General features: G+C 48.6%; 20 protein-coding genes. 19 read left to right on the plus strand and 1 reads right to left on the minus strand.

The window, feature by feature from the left end:
* Positions 1–210 precede the first annotated feature (210 nt).
* From rplS to BM056_RS07775, 15 genes are all read left to right on the plus strand, one after another.
* Positions 211–555, plus strand: coding sequence for a 50S ribosomal protein L19 (gene rplS / locus BM056_RS07705; protein WP_092470357.1), 345 nt, complete (start codon positions 211–213; stop codon positions 553–555).
* A gap of 55 nt (positions 556–610) precedes the next feature.
* Positions 611–1,156 carry a signal peptidase I gene (lepB, locus tag BM056_RS07710; RefSeq protein WP_092470359.1) on the plus strand — a complete coding sequence of 182 codons (546 nt, stop codon included), beginning with the start codon at positions 611–613 and terminating at the stop codon, positions 1,154–1,156.
* A 208-nt stretch (positions 1,157–1,364) separates the two neighbouring features.
* Positions 1,365–2,210 carry a ribosome biogenesis GTPase YlqF gene (ylqF, locus tag BM056_RS07715; RefSeq protein ID WP_092470361.1) on the plus strand — a complete coding sequence of 282 codons (846 nt, stop codon included), beginning with the start codon at positions 1,365–1,367 and terminating at the stop codon, positions 2,208–2,210.
* 135 nt (positions 2,211–2,345) lie between these two features.
* Entirely contained in the window at positions 2,346–3,158 is an 813-nt protein-coding gene (rnhB, locus tag BM056_RS07720) for a ribonuclease HII (protein WP_092470363.1), read from the plus strand.
* A gap of 231 nt (positions 3,159–3,389) precedes the next feature.
* A complete protein-coding gene (locus BM056_RS07725; RefSeq protein WP_092470365.1) occupies positions 3,390–3,743 on the plus strand; it encodes an NADH-quinone oxidoreductase subunit A in 354 nt (117 codons plus the stop codon).
* Positions 3,734–4,324: an NADH-quinone oxidoreductase subunit B gene (locus tag BM056_RS07730; protein ID WP_092470367.1), complete on the plus strand. Its 591-nt coding sequence runs from the start codon at positions 3,734–3,736 to the stop codon at positions 4,322–4,324. The genes BM056_RS07725 and BM056_RS07730 overlap by 10 nt, the downstream gene beginning before the upstream one ends.
* On the plus strand, positions 4,324–4,770 hold the full coding sequence (locus BM056_RS07735) for an NADH-quinone oxidoreductase subunit C (protein ID WP_092470369.1): 447 nt from the start codon (positions 4,324–4,326) through the stop codon (positions 4,768–4,770). Before BM056_RS07730 ends, BM056_RS07735 begins: the two co-directional genes overlap by 1 nt.
* Before the next feature lie 28 nt (positions 4,771–4,798).
* Positions 4,799–5,902, plus strand: a complete 1,104-nt coding sequence (locus BM056_RS07740) for an NADH-quinone oxidoreductase subunit D (protein WP_092470371.1) — start codon at positions 4,799–4,801, stop codon at positions 5,900–5,902.
* 29 nt (positions 5,903–5,931) lie between these two features.
* A complete protein-coding gene (gene nuoH / locus BM056_RS07745) occupies positions 5,932–6,984 on the plus strand; it encodes an NADH-quinone oxidoreductase subunit NuoH (RefSeq protein ID WP_092470373.1) in 1,053 nt (350 codons plus the stop codon).
* Positions 6,985–6,988: 4 nt separating this feature from the next.
* Positions 6,989–7,522, plus strand: coding sequence for a 4Fe-4S dicluster domain-containing protein (locus tag BM056_RS07750; RefSeq protein ID WP_092470375.1), 534 nt, complete (start codon positions 6,989–6,991; stop codon positions 7,520–7,522).
* A 3-nt stretch (positions 7,523–7,525) separates the two neighbouring features.
* Positions 7,526–8,056 carry an NADH-quinone oxidoreductase subunit J family protein gene (locus BM056_RS07755; protein WP_092470377.1) on the plus strand — a complete coding sequence of 177 codons (531 nt, stop codon included), beginning with the start codon at positions 7,526–7,528 and terminating at the stop codon, positions 8,054–8,056.
* Positions 8,043–8,357 (plus strand): NADH-quinone oxidoreductase subunit NuoK, encoded by a 315-nt coding sequence (gene nuoK / locus BM056_RS07760; RefSeq protein ID WP_092470379.1) that lies wholly within the window; start codon positions 8,043–8,045, stop codon positions 8,355–8,357. Before BM056_RS07755 ends, nuoK begins: the two co-directional genes overlap by 14 nt.
* A 33-nt stretch (positions 8,358–8,390) precedes the next feature.
* Positions 8,391–10,328: an NADH-quinone oxidoreductase subunit L gene (gene nuoL / locus BM056_RS07765; RefSeq protein WP_092470380.1), complete on the plus strand. Its 1,938-nt coding sequence runs from the start codon at positions 8,391–8,393 to the stop codon at positions 10,326–10,328.
* Positions 10,328–11,848, plus strand: a complete 1,521-nt coding sequence (locus BM056_RS07770) for a complex I subunit 4 family protein (RefSeq protein ID WP_092470382.1) — start codon at positions 10,328–10,330, stop codon at positions 11,846–11,848. The genes nuoL and BM056_RS07770 overlap by 1 nt, the downstream gene beginning before the upstream one ends.
* Complete coding sequence (locus BM056_RS07775) at positions 11,849–13,276, plus strand: NADH-quinone oxidoreductase subunit N (protein WP_092470384.1); 1,428 nt, start codon at positions 11,849–11,851, stop codon at positions 13,274–13,276.
* A gap of 46 nt (positions 13,277–13,322) precedes the next feature.
* On the opposite strand, the gene BM056_RS07780 is transcribed toward BM056_RS07775, so the two are convergent.
* Entirely contained in the window at positions 13,323–14,111 is a 789-nt protein-coding gene (locus BM056_RS07780) for an enoyl-CoA hydratase/isomerase family protein (RefSeq protein WP_165613427.1), read from the minus strand.
* Positions 14,112–14,389: 278 nt separating this feature from the next.
* Here BM056_RS07780 and BM056_RS07785 point away from each other — a divergent pair, with 278 nt between their 5' ends.
* The 4 genes from BM056_RS07785 to BM056_RS07800 are packed head-to-tail and all read left to right on the plus strand — an operon-like array spanning position 14,390 to position 17,275.
* Positions 14,390–15,247 carry an AAA family ATPase gene (locus BM056_RS07785; RefSeq protein WP_092470388.1) on the plus strand — a complete coding sequence of 286 codons (858 nt, stop codon included), beginning with the start codon at positions 14,390–14,392 and terminating at the stop codon, positions 15,245–15,247.
* Between the two features lie 3 nt (positions 15,248–15,250).
* Entirely contained in the window at positions 15,251–16,447 is a 1,197-nt protein-coding gene (locus BM056_RS07790) for a vWA domain-containing protein (protein ID WP_092470391.1), read from the plus strand.
* Between the two features lie 15 nt (positions 16,448–16,462).
* Positions 16,463–16,912 (plus strand): C-GCAxxG-C-C family protein, encoded by a 450-nt coding sequence (locus BM056_RS07795; RefSeq protein ID WP_092470393.1) that lies wholly within the window; start codon positions 16,463–16,465, stop codon positions 16,910–16,912.
* 9 nt (positions 16,913–16,921) lie between these two features.
* Complete coding sequence (locus tag BM056_RS07800; protein WP_092470395.1) at positions 16,922–17,275, plus strand: YraN family protein; 354 nt, start codon at positions 16,922–16,924, stop codon at positions 17,273–17,275.
* Positions 17,276–17,329: the final 54 nt, after the last annotated feature.

Genomic DNA, 17,329 nt, shown 5'->3' on the forward strand with positions numbered 1-17,329 from the left:
CGTTATAAAAAATAGCTACGCGAGCTACAAGGGAAATTGCGCAGTGCGCGTAGGGAACCACCGGAGCGCAGATAGAAGTAGCGTGAAAAGTGAGGCACGTTTGTTGCACCGGCGGGCCTGTTATGATATAATTTTTCTTGTTGATTACGGGTGGTCCGCTGTCCCGGATAGGGGATATGAACACCTTAGGGGGAAGGAGGCTATCAGAATATGAATCTGCTTAAAGTTGTTGAAGAAGGTCAGTACAAGGAAGATATACCCCAGTTTAAATCGGGAGATACAGTAAAAGTTCACGTCAAAGTCGTAGAAGGCAACCGGGAAAGAATTCAGGTTTTTGAAGGGGTAGTAATCAGGCGTCGCGGCGGCGGGCTTGGTGAAACCTTTACCGTCCGCAGGGTATCTTACGGTGTCGGTGTGGAAAGAACTTTTCCGCTGCATTCGCCAAAGATTGATAAAATCGAAGTGTTAAGACGTGGGCGCGTTCGCAGGGCCAGGTTGTATTACCTGCGTAAGCTGCGTGGTAAGGCTGCCCGGATTAAAGACATTCGCAAGTAATGGGGGGACTGTATAAACAGTCCCTTTTTAATAGCAATTGATCGAGGGGATGAAAATGGACCAACCGGGATACGAGCAACCGCGAGAAAAGAAAAAAAAGTCGGCGTTTATGGAGATTATTGAATCTATTGCCATTGCTGTTTTGCTGGCTGTAATTATCAGGATGTTTGTTTTTCAGCCATTTGTCATTCCATCCGGTTCCATGGAACCCACTATTCAAATTGGAGACCGGATCATGGTCAGCAAATTTGCCTATCACTTTGGTGAGCCCAGTCGCGGGGATATTGTGGTGTTTAGACCACCTTTCGATCCTGAGCGGATTTTTGTCAAAAGGTTGATTGGTACACCTGGAAATACACTGGAGATCCGCGATAGTAAATTGTTTATCAACGGGGAGCAGATTCCGGAGGAATATTTGCCGCAAGATTTGCGTTTTGATGATTTCGGCCCGGCGCAGGTGCCCGCAGACAATTATTTTATGATGGGCGATAACCGCAATAACAGCGATGATAGCAGGGTTTGGGGAAATCTGCCGCAAAAGAATATTATCGGAAAAGCGGTTATGATTTATTGGCCCATTAACCACATTAGATTATTTTAAAAAAAAGTAGTCAGTAGTCAGAAGTCAGAATAAAATAATTGCCTCGGGTAATTATGAATACTGAACCTTAATAGAACTCATAACTGCCGGAGCAGCGAATAAGTTAAAATAATGGCAGTGATTCAGAAAAAGTATTTTGATACAATAGTTTATGTTTTTATATTCTGACTCCTGACTCCTGCTACTTAAAATATGGACCGGTGAAGGTATGGATATCCAATGGTACCCTGGTCATATGACCAAGACGCGCAAGCAGATACAGCAAAATCTAAAGCTTATTGATGTGGTAGTAGAACTACTGGACGCCAGAATTCCCGCCAGCAGCAGAAACCCTGTTATTAATGATCTATTATTGAACATGCCCCGGGTAGTTGTGTTGAATAAAGCTGACCTGGCAGATCCTGAAAAGACAACCCTGTGGCTGAAGTACTTTGAAAAATTGGGTCTGCCCGGGGTGGCGGTTGACTCCCAGCGGGGCGTGGGCATCAAACAGATGCTCAACAAAACTGCAAACCAGGCCCGTCCCGCCATTCAAAAATATATGGATAAGGGAAGGCGGGCCAGATCTGCCCGCTGTATGGTGGTGGGCATACCCAATGTGGGCAAATCGATGCTAATCAACCGTCTGGCAGGCAGGAGCGCCACCCGTACGGGGAACCGTCCGGGGGTCACCCGGGGCGAGCAGTGGATTAAACTGGGGGACAGCCTGGAACTGCTGGATACGCCGGGTATTCTCTGGCCTAAATTTGAAGACCCTGAAGTAGCCTTTAAATTGGCTGTAACAGGAGCTATCAAGGAACAGATTTATGATCCCCAGGATATTTGTGTCCGTTTGGTGAACTGGCTCACCGAGATGGCACCTGGTGCCCTTGACGCCAGGTACGGAACCGGTGCTGTGACGGGTGATGTTGGTGCAACCATGCATGCCATCGGAGCCAAAAGGGGTTTCTACTTGTCCGGGGGCAAGATTGATGCTCATAAGACTGCGGTTTTAATTATTAAGGAATTCAGGGAGGGCAAATTGGGGCACTATACCCTGGATTTGCCTGAATAGTAAGCAAAAAACCCTTGTATCCTTCAGTTTGCGGAAAAAATATTTTGATGCGGGCAGGGATTTGGTCAATAATCGCGAAAAAAATATAAAGTCGCGAAAAAAATTTAAGTCTAGCTTTTATGTCGGAGTTATTGTGTGGATATTAGCTCTCTGACCGTATCGGAAATAAAAGTATTACTTGAGCAAGACGGTATTCCTGCTCAAGGACTGCTGTCAGCTATGGCGGTTGATAAAAGGTCCGCGGTAAAGGCTTTATACAACCGCTATGTGGTTTTGCAGCAAAAACACGCTGTTTTACTGCAGCGCCAAAGGGAAATGCAGCGTTATGAGCGAGGGCTTGCCGATTCCAGTCGTGGCATTGTTGCCGGAGTTGACGAGGCCGGCCGGGGTCCGCTGGCCGGGCCGGTTGTAGCTGCCGCTGTTATACTGCCGCCTGAGGTATTGCTGGAAGAATTGGACGATTCAAAGAGATTAACTCCGGCTAAACGTGAATTGCTGGATAACAAAATTAAAAAAGTTGCCTTGGATTGGGCTGTTGGCGTAGCAACGGTAGGCGAAATTGAAATGTTGAATATTCATCATGCGTCTATGTTGGCCATGCTGCGTGCGGTTGGCGGGTTGGGTATCAAACCCGGCTTTTTACTCGTTGACGGTAAGTTTGAGCTGCCGGATACAAATATAGCTCAAAAGGCCGTGGTGGGGGGGGATGGATTGTGTCCCTCGATAGCTGCGGCTTCAGTGGTGGCCAAGGTGACCAGGGACAGGTTGATGGAAATTCTGCACCTGCTGTATCCCGAGTATGGCTTTGATCGCCACAAAGGATATGGCACCGCCTTTCATCTGGCCGCTCTTTCGGAGTTTGGGCCGTGCCCCGTTCACCGGCGTGACTTTGCGCCCGTTAAGCAGTTAATTAATAACCTTGCGACATTATTATGCAAAAAAAGGTAATTTATTTTAAAATCCTATCATGGAAATAGCAAATAATTCTGTCAAATGTGCGACATTTGTCGATTAATGCAATAAGTTTTTTTTCAAATGACCAAAATATTATAGCTGTAAGACATTGGTTTTTGCGCCAGGGAGTTCCCGAATTCACAAGACGGATTTTTTTGATAACTCCTTGGTTTATATAACAGCGTTTTTATGGTTCAAAAGTTTATTATGAAAGGGGGGAGAAAAGTGTCAGACTGGGCGGGTGTATTTATCTTCTTAGCAGTAGCACTTGTTTTTGGGGCAGGGGGAATTGTAACCTCTTTTTTAATTCACCCCAGGCGAAATAACCCGGTCAAGCTGGAGGAGTATGAATGCGGCTTGCCGACGCAAGGCCCCACCTGGGTCCAATTTAGAACCAGTTATTTTCTTTATGCATTACTTTTTGTCATCTTCGACGTTGAAACCATTTACCTCTATCCCTGGGCAGTTAAATTCCAGAGCCTGGGATTATTTGCGTTTATCGAGATGATTATATTTATTTTCATTTTGATTGTGGGCTTGTGGTACGCCTGGAAGGAAGGTGCGTTGGAATGGAAGTGAACAAAGGGAAAACACAAATTGAAACAGTTACCAAAGATATTTGGGCTCCCGAATACTTCGGGTCAAATCCGGATTATCACAATATGTATGAGATAAAAAGGGTGGTTTCCGCGGAACCTTTGGAGAAAATATTGAATCTGGCCAGGGCCCACTCCATTTGGCCGCTTGGCTTCGGTTTGGCCTGTTGCGCCATTGAGGCCCTGATGGGCGCCAACGGTCCCCGCTATGACCTGTCTCGTTTTGGTTACGAAGTTATGCGCAGCACACCGCGCCAGGCCGACGTGATGGTGGTAGCCGGCACAATTACCAAAAAAGCCGCGCCCTTCGTGGTCCGGCTGTGGGAACAAATGTCCGAACCCAAGTGGTGTATTGCTGTAGGCAGCTGCGCTATTTCCGGCGGCCCGTTTGTTGATTCTTACTATGTAATACCCGGCGCTAATAAAGTCGTGCCCGTTGATATTTATGTACCTGGCTGCCCACCCAGGCCCGATGCGATACTGGAAGCATTTCTAATGTTGAAGGATAAGATCCTGGATAAAAGGGAACGGCTCCTCAACCAAGGTAAGGCGGTGACGGGATAATGATTAAAGAAAAGATTGCGCCTGTAGACGAAATAAAACAAAAATTCGGCTACATTGCAGTTGACGAGGCGATGGCCGTCACTGTTCCCATGGATAAGCTGCTGGAATTCATGCAAGCTTTAAAAGATGAATTTGCGCTGGACTATTTAACCAACGAAACAGCGGTGGATTATCCCGAGGAAGATAAGTTTCAAGTAGTTTACAACATCAATTCTATAGAAAATGGCTACTCGCTGACGGTCAAAACTGACGTCGACAGGGATAATCCCGAAATGCCTTCCGTATTCCCCGTTTGGGGCGGGGCCAACTGGCAGGAAAGAGAAATATTTGACCTGTTGGGTATCGTTTTTACGGGGCATCCCAATCTTAAACGCATATTGCTGGACGATCAATTTGAAGGACACCCGCTGCGCAAAGACTTCCAGTGGGAAGGCGGCAGGGAGTAACCAAAACGGGGGATAAGAGGTGTAGCAAATGTTAAGGACACAAGAATATTTATTGAACTTTGGTCCACAGCACCCCAGTACCCACGGTGTCTTTCAGATCATTCTTACCCTGGATGGGGAAAGAATCGTCAAAGGTGAGCCGGTTTGCGGCTACTTGCACCGGGGAATTGAAAAACTGGCCGAGGCGCGCACTTATACCCAGGTAATTCCTTATACCGACAGGATGGACTACCTGGCGGCAATGCTGCAGAACTGGGGTTATGTGCAGGCTGTGGAAAAATTAATGGATATAGAAGTGCCGGAGCGGGCGGAGTACCTGAGAGTAATTTCAGGCGAGCTTTCACGCCTTACCAGTCACTTGATCGGTATTGGCATTAACGCTCTGGATATAGGTGCCTTTACCGGTTTCCTGCTGTGTTTCCGGGAGCGGGAAAAATTGATGGACTTGCTGGAAGAGTTAACCGGTTCCAGGATGACCCTGAGTTATGCCCGTATCGGCGGTGTTGCAGACGACGCGCCCGAGGGCTGGCTGGACAAACTTAAAAAGCTGATGGACGAAATGCCCGGCTATATTGAAGAATATCAGGGATTAATTACCGGGAACGAAATTTTCCAGGCCCGGACCAAGTTTATTGGTAAACTAACCCCTGAAACTGCGATTAACTATAGCCTGAGCGGACCCACTTTAAGAGGCAGCGGAGTTAATTACGACCTGCGGAAAGCCAAACCTTACAGTATCTACGACCGGTTTGACTTTGAAGTACCGCTGGGCGAAAATGGCGACTGCTTTGACCGGTTCGTATGCCGGATGCTGGAAATGGAGCAATCCGTGCGGATTATTCAGCAGGCTATTGAGCAGATCAAGGAAGTTGACGGTCCGGTTATCGGCAAAGTGCCCAAAGTCTTAAAGCCGCCCAAAGGAGAAGCTTACCATGAAATTGAAAGCTCCAAGGGTATCATTGGGTATTATGTTGTAAGCGATGGAAGTAATAAGCCTTACCGTGTGCACGTCAGGAGACCGTCATTTATCAACCTGGGTTATCTGGATGAAATGGTGCGCGGTTACCTGCTGGCAGATGTTGTGGCTATTCTTAGTAGTATTGATATCGTTCTTGGTGAAGTGGACTGTTAACAAATACGGGATCATAGGGGAGAAGAGGCATGTTGGAAAATTTATTTGTAGGTGTAGCCCAGTGGCTTAGAGCTCTTCTCGGTGGTTTCGGCGCACCCGTGGAGATAAACGAGGCCATCGTGATGCTGGTCAAGCTTGTGGCTATCCTCGTATTTATATTAGTTAACGCTCTGTGGCTGGTTTACATGGAGCGCAAGGTTGCCGCCTACATGCAGGCCCGTATTGGCCCCAACCGGGTCGGCCCCAAGGGACTTTTGCAAACCACGGCTGATATTGGCAAATTAATCAGTAAGGAGATAATTATACCCAAAAAAGCGGATTTAGCATTGTTTTTACTTTCTCCCGTGCTGATTTTTGTGCCTACGCTGATGGTTTTTGCAGTAATTCCTCTTGGAAAAAACATGGCCGCCATAGACATGAATATCGGGGTATTTTACCTGTTGGCCATAGCTTCGCTGTCCACGTTGATTTTCTGGATAGGCGGCTGGGCGTCAAACAGCAAATATTCCCTGATCGGCGCCATGCGTGTTGTGGCTCAAATGGTCAGTTATGAACTGCCGTTAGTGTTGGGCATATTGGGCGTGATTATGATTGTCGGTAGTTTGAATATGAATGATATTATTGCAGCTCAGGAACATACCTGGTTTATCTTTACCCAACCAATTGCTTTTCTCATTTATTTTATTGCCGCCGTCGCGGAAACCAACCGCTGTCCTTTTGACTTGGTGGAAGGTGAGTCGGAGATTATCAACGGCCCATACACCGAGTATGGCGGAATGGCATTTGCCATGTTCTTCCTGGCCGAATATGCGAACATGTTAGTTATTTGTGCCATGGCGACCGTTTTTTTCTTTGGCGGCTGGCACGCTCCCTTCGGCCTGATCTTCATTCCTTCCTGGGTATGGTTTTTCCTGAAGATGTATGTCCTGATGTTTTTAGTAATGCAGCTGCGCTGGACGTATCCACGCATCAGGGTGGACCAGCTCATGGGGTTCAGCTGGAAGATATTGGTACCCCTTGCCCTGGCCAACATCTTTATAACCGGTATAGGGATGAAAATTTACCAGGCGATGGGGTGGTGATTACATGTTTGGAAAAGGGTTAATCAAAGGTCTGCAGATTACCTGGAAGGAATTCTGGGCGCCCAAGCTTACCGTGCAATACCCGGATGAGCAGCATACGGTTCCGGAACGGTTTCACGGCAGGTTTGTCCTGGATGTTGATAAATGCATTGCCTGCGGGTTATGCGCCAACGCCTGTCCCAACAAGGTAATCAGCTTGCAAAAGCAAAAGGTTGGCAAGAAACAGTTTATGACTGATTATGTAATGAAAGTTCAGTATTGCCTGTTCTGCGGTCTTTGTGTGGAAGCTTGCAACAAAGATGCGCTGCATTTTTCCAAAGACTTTAATATGAATCAGTATTTCTACAAGAATATCCCTCTGGTGTTGGTCAAGAGGGAGGCGCCTGCTGAGCCGTTGGAAGAGGAAGAACCGGCGGCCAAGGCCGGGGATAAAGAAAAACCCAAGCCGAAGCCCAAAGCAAAGGCCCAAAAGCCAGCTGAACCCGCAGCCCAGCCCGAGGTTGCCGCCGGCAAGGCTTCCGATAAGGAGGGTCAGTAACAGATGGAAACTAGTATCTACAGTGTAATCGCTTTTTACGGCCTGGCCATAACTATATTGGGTAATGCCACTTTGGTGATATTTGCGCGCAACATTGTACACTCAGTTTTGTTTTTAGCAGTTACCTTTATTGCCATGGGCGGACTGTTTTTATTGTTGGATGCCGATTTCCTTGCCGCTGTGCAGGTGCTGGTATACGCAGGCGCGGTCTGTATTATGGTGGTTTTCGGTATCATGTTGATTCAGCGGGCAGACATGAAGGCAACCAACCTGTTTAACCGGCAGACTTTTGCCGGGGCCGGCCTGGTGGCTTTGGTTGTGGCCATGTGTGCTGTGTTTGCCGGCCGCACCGCCTGGACCGATTTGGTTGCGGCGGGAGAAGTTCCGGCCAACACCGTTCAGGCAATCGGGGAACTTCTGCTGAGCAAATACGTGATTCCTTTTGAAGTAGCCGCGCTGCTGCTGCTGGTAGCTTTAATCGGCGCCATTGTTATAGCCAGGGATGAGGAGGTGAAGGCCAATGTTGGCGATTAGTCTGACGCATTATGTGGTGCTTTCAGCTCTCCTCTTTAGTATCGGCCTATTCGGAGTACTGACCAAAAGAAACGCCGTGGCTGTTCTGATTTGTATTGAACTAATGCTCAATGCGGTGAATATCAACCTGGTGGCCTTCAGTAAATATATTACACCGGCCGACTTCGTCGGACAGATTTTCTCCATTTTTGTCATTACTGTGGCCGCTGCCGAAGTGGGGATAGGATTGGCCATCATCATCGCCATCTACCGCAATAGGCTGTCTGTAAATCTTGACGATTTCGACTGGCTAAAATGGTAGGATTTTCAATAGTGAAGGTAGGTGCTTTAGATAATGCTTGTTGAATTTGCAATGCAGCATGCATGGTTGGTGCCGCTCCTTCCCGCCCTTGCCTTTGTGGTTATAGTGTTCCTAACCCGGCCATGGCAATTATTAAGTGCTATTGTCGCGGTGGGTTCCATGGCGACTGCCTGCTTCTTTGCCACTCTGGCGGCGATCGGGATTTTTACCAATCATGAATATATTGAAAAACCGCTGGTTTATGCAACACGCTGGTTTTCCCTGGGCTTGCCCGGAATGCCTGACTTACGGATAGACGTTGGGGTGCAGCTTGACCCCGTATCGGCCATGATGCTGTTTATGGTGTCGTTTATAGCCACGTTTATCTTCCTATATTCAGTGGGTTACATGAAGGGTGACCCCGGTTATTCGGTTTTCTTCTCCTATCTGTCTTTGTTTGGAGCTTCCATGCTCCTGCTGGTGCTTTCCAGCAACCTGCTGCAGATGTTTGTGGCCTGGGAATTAGTGGGTCTGTGTTCTTACCTGCTGATCGGGTTCTATACGCATAAAATATCAGCCAGGGAGGCGGCCAAAAAAGCCTTTGTCACCTGTCGTGTGGCAGACTTCGGGCTGTTGCTCGGCTTGCTTTCCCTGCAAATTGTATTTGGCACCTTGAATTTAACCGAGCTTGCCGGTAAAATTGAGCATTTTGAACAGTACACCACTTTTGGCATGCTTACATTAATCGCGGTGCTGGTGTTTATCGGCCCGATCGGAAAATCAGGCCAGTTTCCGCTGCATGTGTGGCTGCCTGATGCTATGGAAGGCCCTACACCGGTCAGCGCCCTGATCCACGCCGCCACCATGGTTGTCGCGGGTGTTTACCTGGTAGGCCGCACCATGTTCCTGTTCCATGAAGTGCCGTCAGCTATGCAGCTGGTGGCTGTGACAGGCGGCTTTACTGCTTTATTTGCCGCTACCGTTGCCATAACGCAGAGGGAGATTAAAAAGATTCTGGCCTATTCCACCGTCAGCCAGCTGGGTTATATGATGCTGGCCCTGGGCGTCGGCAGTTTGAGCGCCAGTATGTTCCACCTGTGGACGCACGCGTTCTTTAAAGCCCTGATGTTCCTTGGCGCCGGTAGTGTACTCACCGCACTGCACCATAAGGCGGACGTTTGGGAAATGGGCGGTCTGGTTAAGAAAATGCCCATCACTGCCTGGACCTTTGTGATCGGCGGCTTGGCCATTGCCGGTATTCCGCCCTTTGCGGGCTTCTGGAGTAAAGACGAAATTCTTGTCTCCGCTCTAAGTACCGGGCATTACGTACTGTTTGCCATGGCTGCGTTTACCGCGTTCCTGACCGCCTTTTATATGTGGCGCATGATTTTCCTGGCTTTCTTCGGTGAAGAGAACCCGGCTAATCATCCTAAGGAGTCGCATTGGACCATGACCGTGCCCCTGCTGGTATTGGCCGTTGGCGCTTGTTTTGTCGGTTTGCTGGGAACCCCGTGGCACAACGTTTGGGGTGAGTGGATCCGGTTCGGGCATGCCCACGAGGGAGCACCCAATTACGGAGCCATGCTGCTGTCTATCGTATTGGCCGGTGCCGGTATCCTCCTGGCCTATACCCTGTACCTAAAAGACGCCAAGAAGAAGCGCGCCAGGAAAATGGCTGAATGGTTCGGCCCGGTATACCGGATGCTTTACAATAAGTACTATATTGACGAACTATACCTGTGGTTCAACCACGCTCTGGTCGATGGAACCGCCAAGCTGTTCTATCTGTTCGATATTTACGTAGTTGACGGCATAGTCAATAGCATCGGTGCCTTTGCCAGACTGTCCGGCGACGGACTGCGGGTGTTCCAGTCCGGCCGGCTGCAAAACTATGTGCTGGTTTTCTTCCTGGGTGTTTTGGCTGTTGCCGTACTAATGGCGTTTAGCGGCTCGTCCACTGCCGCCGGCCTGGTTCTGGGAGGTGTTAAGTAATGGATTTTCCAATCCTGTTAACCATACTGCTGGCTCCGGTGGCTGCGGCATTGATACTTGCTTTTGTGCCCAAGGAAGAGCATACGCTGATCAGGTGTATTGCCGCGGTGGGAACATTTGTATCGCTGGCGCTGAGCCTGTTTGCCTACTTTACCTATAATCAGGCGGTAGGCGGGCTGCAGTTTGCCTTTGGCAATGATATGCCCTGGATTAAGGACCTGGGCGTGACATTTTTCCTGGCTGCCGACGGCATCAGCCTGCCCATGCTGCTTTTAACCAACTTGATTGGTTTTTCAGCGATATTTGCCTCCTGGAACGTAAACAACCGTCCCAGAGAATTCTTTATTCTGCTGCTGCTGTTAATCACCGGGGTTATGGGCACATTTATCGCCCACGACCTGTTTATCTTCCTGCTGTTCTATGAAGTTGTGGTTATCCCCATTTACATCATGGTGGTAATCTGGGGCAGCTCCAAGCGGGTGACTAAAGAATACGCCGGTATGAAGCTGACCATCTACCTGCTTATCGGTAGTGCGTTCCTGCTGGTTGGCGTAATCGCGCTGTTCGTTAAAACAACAGCCATTACCGGGGCTCCGGATATGAGCTTTACCGGGCTGGCCGCGGCGGCGCAGCAGTTGTCGCCCTTTGATCAAATCTGGCTGTTTGCGCTGATGCTGTTGGGCTTTGGTTCACTGATTTCAATGTGGCCGTTCCACTCCTGGTCACCTGACGGCTACGCCGGCGCTCCCACAGCCGTTAGTATGATTCACGCCGGTGTTTTGAAAAAGATCGGCGGTTACGGTTTGGTTAAAATAGCGTTGTACATGCTGCCGCTTGGCGCTAAATTCTGGGCTCCTTATATGGCGGTGTTCGGCGTAATCGGGGTGGCCTATGCTGCCATGGGCGCTCTGGCCCAAAAGGACCTGAAATACGTTGTTGGTTATTCCAGCGTCAGCCACATGGGGTATGTGATCCTGGCTGTCGCCTGTATGGACGTTATCGGGCTTAACGGTGCCGTGGCCAACATGTTTGCCCACGGTGTAATGGCGGCCCTGTTCTTCTCTATGATCGGCTTTATTTACGAAAAGACTCATACCCGTTGGATTCCGGATATGGGAGGTCTGGCCAGGCAAACACCACGCCTTGCCGCGGGATTCATGCTGGCCGCTATGGCTTCGCTGGGATTGCCCGGCCTGGTCAGTTTTATCCCGGAGTTCACTATCTTTATCTCCGCCTTTAACAATTTTGGCGGACTGGCTGTAGTTGGTATTGCAGGTATTATCATTACAGCTCTCTATGTGTTGCGTGCCGGTGCCAACACGCTGTTTGGACCACCGCGTCCGGAATATGACCATCTACAGGACATTAAAGGTCCGGAACTGGTGCCTCTCGTGGTGCTGGGTACCGTGCTGGTAGTCGGGGGATTCCTCCCCTCCCTGTTATTCGATATGATTAATAGCGGCGTCGTGCCCCTGCATGCGGCAATAAGCGACGTGCTTCAGTTAGGGGGGAGTTTCTAAATGCCATTTGATCCTTCTGCTTTAACCCTGGAAATGCTGGTGGCTGCCCTTGGACTTGGTATTCTGATTCTGGGGCTGATTGTGCCGAAAGGTTCCAAGCACGGCCTGGGCTGGCTGACCTTGTTCGGACTGCTGGGCATACTTGGTGTGGCTATTTCCCTGTGGGGCGACAGCCGTGCTTTAATTGGCGGTATGTACCTGGTGGACAATTATGCCCTGTTCTGGAAAATTACCTTCCTGGTGGCGGCAGTCCTGGTTGTACTGGGCAGCATGCGCTATGTTGATGATATGGGGAATCAGGCTGAGTACTATAGTATGACGGTTTTTGCCGCGCTGGGCATGATGGTTATGGCCTCAGCCGGTGACTTTATCACCCTGTACCTTGGTCTCGAACTGATGACCATTGCGTTTATTATTCTGGTTTGTTTCCGTAAAACGGAAGCCAAATCAGTGGAAGCGGGCATGAAGTATGTGCTGCTGGCGGGAATGAGCTCAGCAGTGCTTCTATATGGTATGAGCCTGCTGTACGGCCTGACCGGCAGTGTAATTATGCTGGATGTCAGCCAGGTAATTGCCATGCAGCCATTAACGCCCGCGCTGATACTTGCAGTTGTATTCCTAATTGCCGGACTTGGCTTTAAAATTTCCGCGGTTCCCTTCCACATGTGGTCACCCGATGTTTACGAAGGAGCGCCGACTCCGGTAACCTCCTTCCTGGCCATGGGCTCAAAAGCAGCATCCTTCGCAGTGCTGCTGAGGCTGTTTGTAACCGGCCTGCCGGGTATCTGGGCCAACTGGGCCATGGTAGTGGCGATCCTGGCGGCAGTGACTATGATCGTGGGGAACCTGGTAGCTATTCCCCAGACCAATGTGAAAAGACTGCTGGCTTATTCCAGTATCGCTCAGGCCGGCTATATCATGGTTGGTTTAGTTACTGCCAGTGAGGCGGGAATTAAAGGTGTTATGTTCTATGCGTTTCTGTATGTGTTCGCTACTGTTGGAGCTTTCACCGTGGCGGGGTACTTTTACAATGTTACCGGCAGCGATGAGTTGAAGGATTATGCCGGTTTGAGCCAGCGCTCGCCTCTGATGGCAGCGGTAATGCTGGTAGCGCTGCTGAGCATGGCCGGTATTCCTCCGCTGGCTGGTTTTGTGGGCAAATTCTATTTGTTCAAGACCATCGTGGACGGCTATCTCTGGCTGGCCTTTATCGGGCTGATTATGAGTATGGTGTCGGTGTATTACTACTTGCGCGTGGCCCTGGTTATGTACCGGGACGAGCCGCTGGACCCGACTCCGATAAAATTACCCAGCCCGGTGGCGGTAACCTTAATTTTAGCCATGGTGGTTACCCTGGTAATAGGGGTTTACCCCGGCCCGCTTTCGGAAGTAATCAACAACGCGGCCCATTCATTCTTCCTGCATTAAAGAATAAAAAATGCCCTCTCGCCAATTAAGGTGAGAGGGCATTTTTTTATTTCCCATGAAACTTAGGGGAGCGTTTTTCCAGGAAGGCATGCATTCCTTCCTTATAATCGCTGGTCAGTGCCGCAGTAACTATTTCCCGGCGCTCCCGGCTTAATTGGGCTTCCAGAATGGATAGCATTGAATCATTCAACAATTCTTTGGCCCGGGCATATGCTTCGGACGCACCTGCTTTCAAGCTTTCAGCCAGACGTTCAACTTCTTCTGTAAAAGCTTCGTCTTCCGCAACAACGTTAATCAAGCCCATTTGCTGCGCTTGCTCAGCTGTTAATACCGGGTCCATGAAGGCCAGCTCGCTGGCCCGGCCAAAGCCTACCAGCAGAGGTACAAACAGGGTCCAGGCGCCATCAGGCACCAGGCCGATACTGGTCCAGGCCTGCTTGAAAATTGAGCTGCGGCTGGCAATGCGCAGGTCGCAGGCGGCCATGATGCTCATGCCGGCACCTGCTACCGGTCCATTGATGGCGGCAATAACCGGTTTACGCACATATCTTATATCAACGATAATACGGTTCAGCCGGCGAGTTAAGTGTTTCCAATAATCAGAGGGATCCGAATTTTCCGTTTCCAAAGCAGCCTCCAAATCGCCGCCGGAACAAAAACCCTGGTTTAATCCCGTTATCAGCAAAACTTTTACGTTTTCATCCTCACAACAATTTTCCAGCGCCTGAATTAAATCATTAGCCAGTTCCAGATTTAGGGCGTTAAAATGTGGGCGGTTAAGTTTGATATAGCCTTTGTTATCTTTCTTTTCCAGAACCAGCGCTGTAAAGCTCAAGAACAAATACCTCCTTGTTGTTTTTTTAATACAGTATTCTTACCAACTTTTTAAATTCCTGCCGCGGGGCAATTATATTGTAAATGATCAGGAGTCAGGAGACAGGAGTCAGTAGTCAGAATGAAACGGTTTAACCATCCCGAAATATTCTAAATTCTGAATTCCTCAGCATATAATCAGCTTATTATCTGAATAATATATCGATTAGAGTTACATATGTTCTTAGACATGGTATAATTGAACTATGCTAATAACTGAATGCTTTTTGCGGAGGTATTATGAACATAAATTATCATTACCAGGGATCGGCAAAATACATCGCTTCTTCAGAATTGATTAATGCTGTAAACGTATCGGCGGCATTAAACAGACCGCTGTTGATCAAAGGTGAACCGGGCACTGGTAAGACCATGCTGGCACAAAGTATTGCTGATAACCTGAAAATGAAATTAATTATCTGGAATATCAAGTCAACTACCAAAGCGCAAGACGGTCTATATATGTATGATACTGTACAAAGGCTTTACGACAGCCAGTTTGGTGAAGGCGATGTCCGGGATATCAAGCGGTATATCAAGTTGGGTAGGCTTGGCGAAGCCTTTGATTTCGAGGAACGGGCCATCTTGCTGATTGACGAAATTGATAAAGCTGATATAGAATTTCCCAATGATTTGCTCTGGGAACTTGACCAGATGAATTTCTATATTCCGGAGACAGGTGAAACGATTACTGCCAAACACCGCCCCATAGTTATAATTACCAGTAATGCTGAAAAAGAATTGCCCGATGCTTTCCTGCGCAGATGTATTTTTCACTATATTGCCTTTCCGGATGAAAATATGATGAAAGAAATAATTAAAGTTCATTATCCCGATTTGGACAATAAACTGGTTCAGTATGCAATTAACGGCTTTTACAAGATTAGGACGCTGCCGGGCCTGCAGAAGAAACCAAGCACCAGTGAACTGCTGGATTGGGTGCGAGCCCTGGCTATCGGAGGAATTGAGCCTGAACTGATCGAGAGGGAGTTGCCCCTGCCCGGGCTATTGCTAAAAAAGGATCATGATATGGCTCTGCTAAAGCGAAAATACGGCGGAGGGGCAACTAATGCACGGGTCGGATATTGGCGGGGATAATTAATGTTTGTTAACTTCTATTATACGTTGCGCGCAGAAGGTTTGGATATTACCATCGTGGAATGGCTAACCCTGATGCAGTCATTAAAGCTGGGACTGGCTAAAAACAGTTTAACCGGCTTCTATTACCTGGCACGCTCGGTTTTAGTCAAAAGTGAAAGCAGATATGATGCCTTTGACCGTGCTTTTTTACGTTGCTTCGAAGGTATTGAAACACCGCCGGAGATAACTGAAGAGGTGCTGAATTGGCTGGAAAATGCTTTGCCGCCATTGAAAATGGCGGACGGTGAAAAAAATCCGGATGATGATTGGAGTCTGGAAGAACTTAGGAAGAAGCTTGAAGAGCGGCTGCTGGAACAACATGAGCAGCACCATGGGGGCTCTCACTGGATCGGTACCGGAGGCACATCTCCCTTTGGTCATTCCGGCTATCACCCCGCCGGGGTGCGCATAGGAGGGGAATCGGTTAACCGGTCCGCGGTCAAAGTGGCTGCGCAGAGGGCCTTTAGGGATTTTCGGGCCGATGAGACACTGAGCACCCGCCAGTTTGAACTGGCTTTGAGGAAACTAAGGCTATTGAGTACCGCTGTGGATGGCGCAAGAGATTTGCTGGATATTGATGCCACGGTTGACGCAACCGGCAAAAACGCGGGTATGCTGGAACTGGTTTGGACAAGGGGACGCAAAAACAATGTTAAGCTGCTGATCCTAATCGATTCAGGTGGTTCAATGAATCCATACCAGCGCCTGTGCAGCCTGCTTTTTAACGCAGCTAATAAATCCACTCATTTTAGGGATCTGCAGTTTTATTATTTTCATAACTGCGTATATGAGCTTATTTTTAATGATCCGTTTTGTTTAAGGCGAAATTCATTAGACACATATGATTGGTTGGGTAAGTATGGGCCGGATTACAGACTCATAATTGTAGGTGATGCCAGTATGGGGACGGGCGAGTTGTTAATGCCTTACGGGGCTTTGGACTGGTGGGCGCAAAACGAGGAACCCGGTTTGGCCTGGATGCAGAGATTGGCCGGACATTTTGAGCATTGCGTCTGGCTCAACCCGATACCCGGACAGTACTGGGGGGATGTTGAGGGAGCCCGGACAATTTCATTGCTTAAAGATGTTTTTCCTATGTATGAATTTACCCTTGACGGCTTAAATGCCGCTATTAAAAAGCTAATGGTCAAAAAATAACAGGAGGTGCAGCAAATGGAAAACGATCTCGCTACCGAAATGCGCAATAAGGCCGGGGGAAATTTTCGCAACGGCTATAATTGTGCCGAATCAATTTTTGATGCCTTTAGGGAACTGATTGAGCCGGACCTGGATAGAAATCTGGTCAGGCTATTTACCGGCTACGGGGGAGGCCTGGGTCATGCCGGCTGCATGTGCGGCGCGCTCACTGCGTCCGCAGCTATTCTGGGTATGCTGAAAGGCCGGACATCTGCCGAAGGAGACAGGGAGCCCTGTTATGATTTGGCCCGGGAGTTCCACGATAGATTTGAGGATCAATATTCAGTAACCTGCTGCCGGGCGTTAAACCCGCATCCTTTTGACACTAAAGAACATTTGCGGCATTGCTTGAAAATTACCGGTAATACCGCTAAATTATTGACAGAATATTTAGTTGAAAAGAAACTGATTCAGCAGAAAGCATAGGTATGATAGTTGTCTCAGCAAAGAAGGAGCCTGGGAATACAAGGTGAGGATATAGCCGCGCAATATCTGCAAAAGAAAGGGCTGGTAATTCTAGAGCGCAATTTCAGGTGCCGCCTGGGGGAAATTGATATCATTGCCAGAGATGGTGATTGCCTTGTGTTTATTGAAGTTAAAACCAGGAGCAGCGACAGATTCGGTTTGGCCCAGGACAGTATCACCAGACAAAAGATTTATAAAGTAAGGCGGCTGGCGCAGGCCTATTTGGCCCAACGGTCGTTTTCGGGGTTGAATGTGCGATTTGATGTGGTAGCTGTAAATTCAGCCCGGGAAATTAAGGTGACGCACATTGAAAACGCTTTTTAAAGTAGTTAAAGGCCTATAATGTATTTTAAACACTTTTATCCGACAATTAAAAGG

This window comes from Desulfotruncus arcticus DSM 17038, from assembly GCF_900113335.1.
GTDB classification, from domain to species: Bacteria; Bacillota; Desulfotomaculia; order Desulfotomaculales; family Desulfallaceae; genus Desulfotruncus; species Desulfotruncus arcticus.

Excerpts from the sequence above, each read along its gene's own strand:
- BM056_RS07775 (WP_092470384.1), top strand. The coding sequence starts at position 11,849 with ATGCCATTTGATCCTTCTGCTTTAACCCTGGAAATGCTGGTGGCTGCC.
- BM056_RS07795 (WP_092470393.1), top strand. The coding sequence starts at position 16,463 with ATGGAAAACGATCTCGCTACCGAAATGCGCAATAAGGCCGGGGGAAAT.
- BM056_RS07785 (WP_092470388.1), top strand. The coding sequence starts at position 14,390 with ATGAACATAAATTATCATTACCAGGGATCGGCAAAATACATCGCTTCT.
- BM056_RS07735 (WP_092470369.1), top strand. The coding sequence starts at position 4,324 with ATGATTAAAGAAAAGATTGCGCCTGTAGACGAAATAAAACAAAAATTC.
- BM056_RS07740 (WP_092470371.1), top strand. The coding sequence starts at position 4,799 with ATGTTAAGGACACAAGAATATTTATTGAACTTTGGTCCACAGCACCCC.
- rplS (WP_092470357.1), top strand. The coding sequence starts at position 211 with ATGAATCTGCTTAAAGTTGTTGAAGAAGGTCAGTACAAGGAAGATATA.
- lepB (WP_092470359.1), top strand. The coding sequence starts at position 611 with ATGGACCAACCGGGATACGAGCAACCGCGAGAAAAGAAAAAAAAGTCG.
- ylqF (WP_092470361.1), top strand. The coding sequence starts at position 1,365 with ATGGATATCCAATGGTACCCTGGTCATATGACCAAGACGCGCAAGCAG.
- nuoK (WP_092470379.1), top strand. The coding sequence starts at position 8,043 with ATGTTGGCGATTAGTCTGACGCATTATGTGGTGCTTTCAGCTCTCCTC.
- BM056_RS07730 (WP_092470367.1), top strand. The coding sequence starts at position 3,734 with ATGGAAGTGAACAAAGGGAAAACACAAATTGAAACAGTTACCAAAGAT.
- BM056_RS07790 (WP_092470391.1), top strand. The coding sequence starts at position 15,251 with ATGTTTGTTAACTTCTATTATACGTTGCGCGCAGAAGGTTTGGATATT.
- BM056_RS07750 (WP_092470375.1), top strand. The coding sequence starts at position 6,989 with ATGTTTGGAAAAGGGTTAATCAAAGGTCTGCAGATTACCTGGAAGGAA.
- BM056_RS07770 (WP_092470382.1), top strand. The coding sequence starts at position 10,328 with ATGGATTTTCCAATCCTGTTAACCATACTGCTGGCTCCGGTGGCTGCG.
- nuoH (WP_092470373.1), top strand. The coding sequence starts at position 5,932 with ATGTTGGAAAATTTATTTGTAGGTGTAGCCCAGTGGCTTAGAGCTCTT.
- BM056_RS07755 (WP_092470377.1), top strand. The coding sequence starts at position 7,526 with ATGGAAACTAGTATCTACAGTGTAATCGCTTTTTACGGCCTGGCCATA.
- nuoL (WP_092470380.1), top strand. The coding sequence starts at position 8,391 with ATGCTTGTTGAATTTGCAATGCAGCATGCATGGTTGGTGCCGCTCCTT.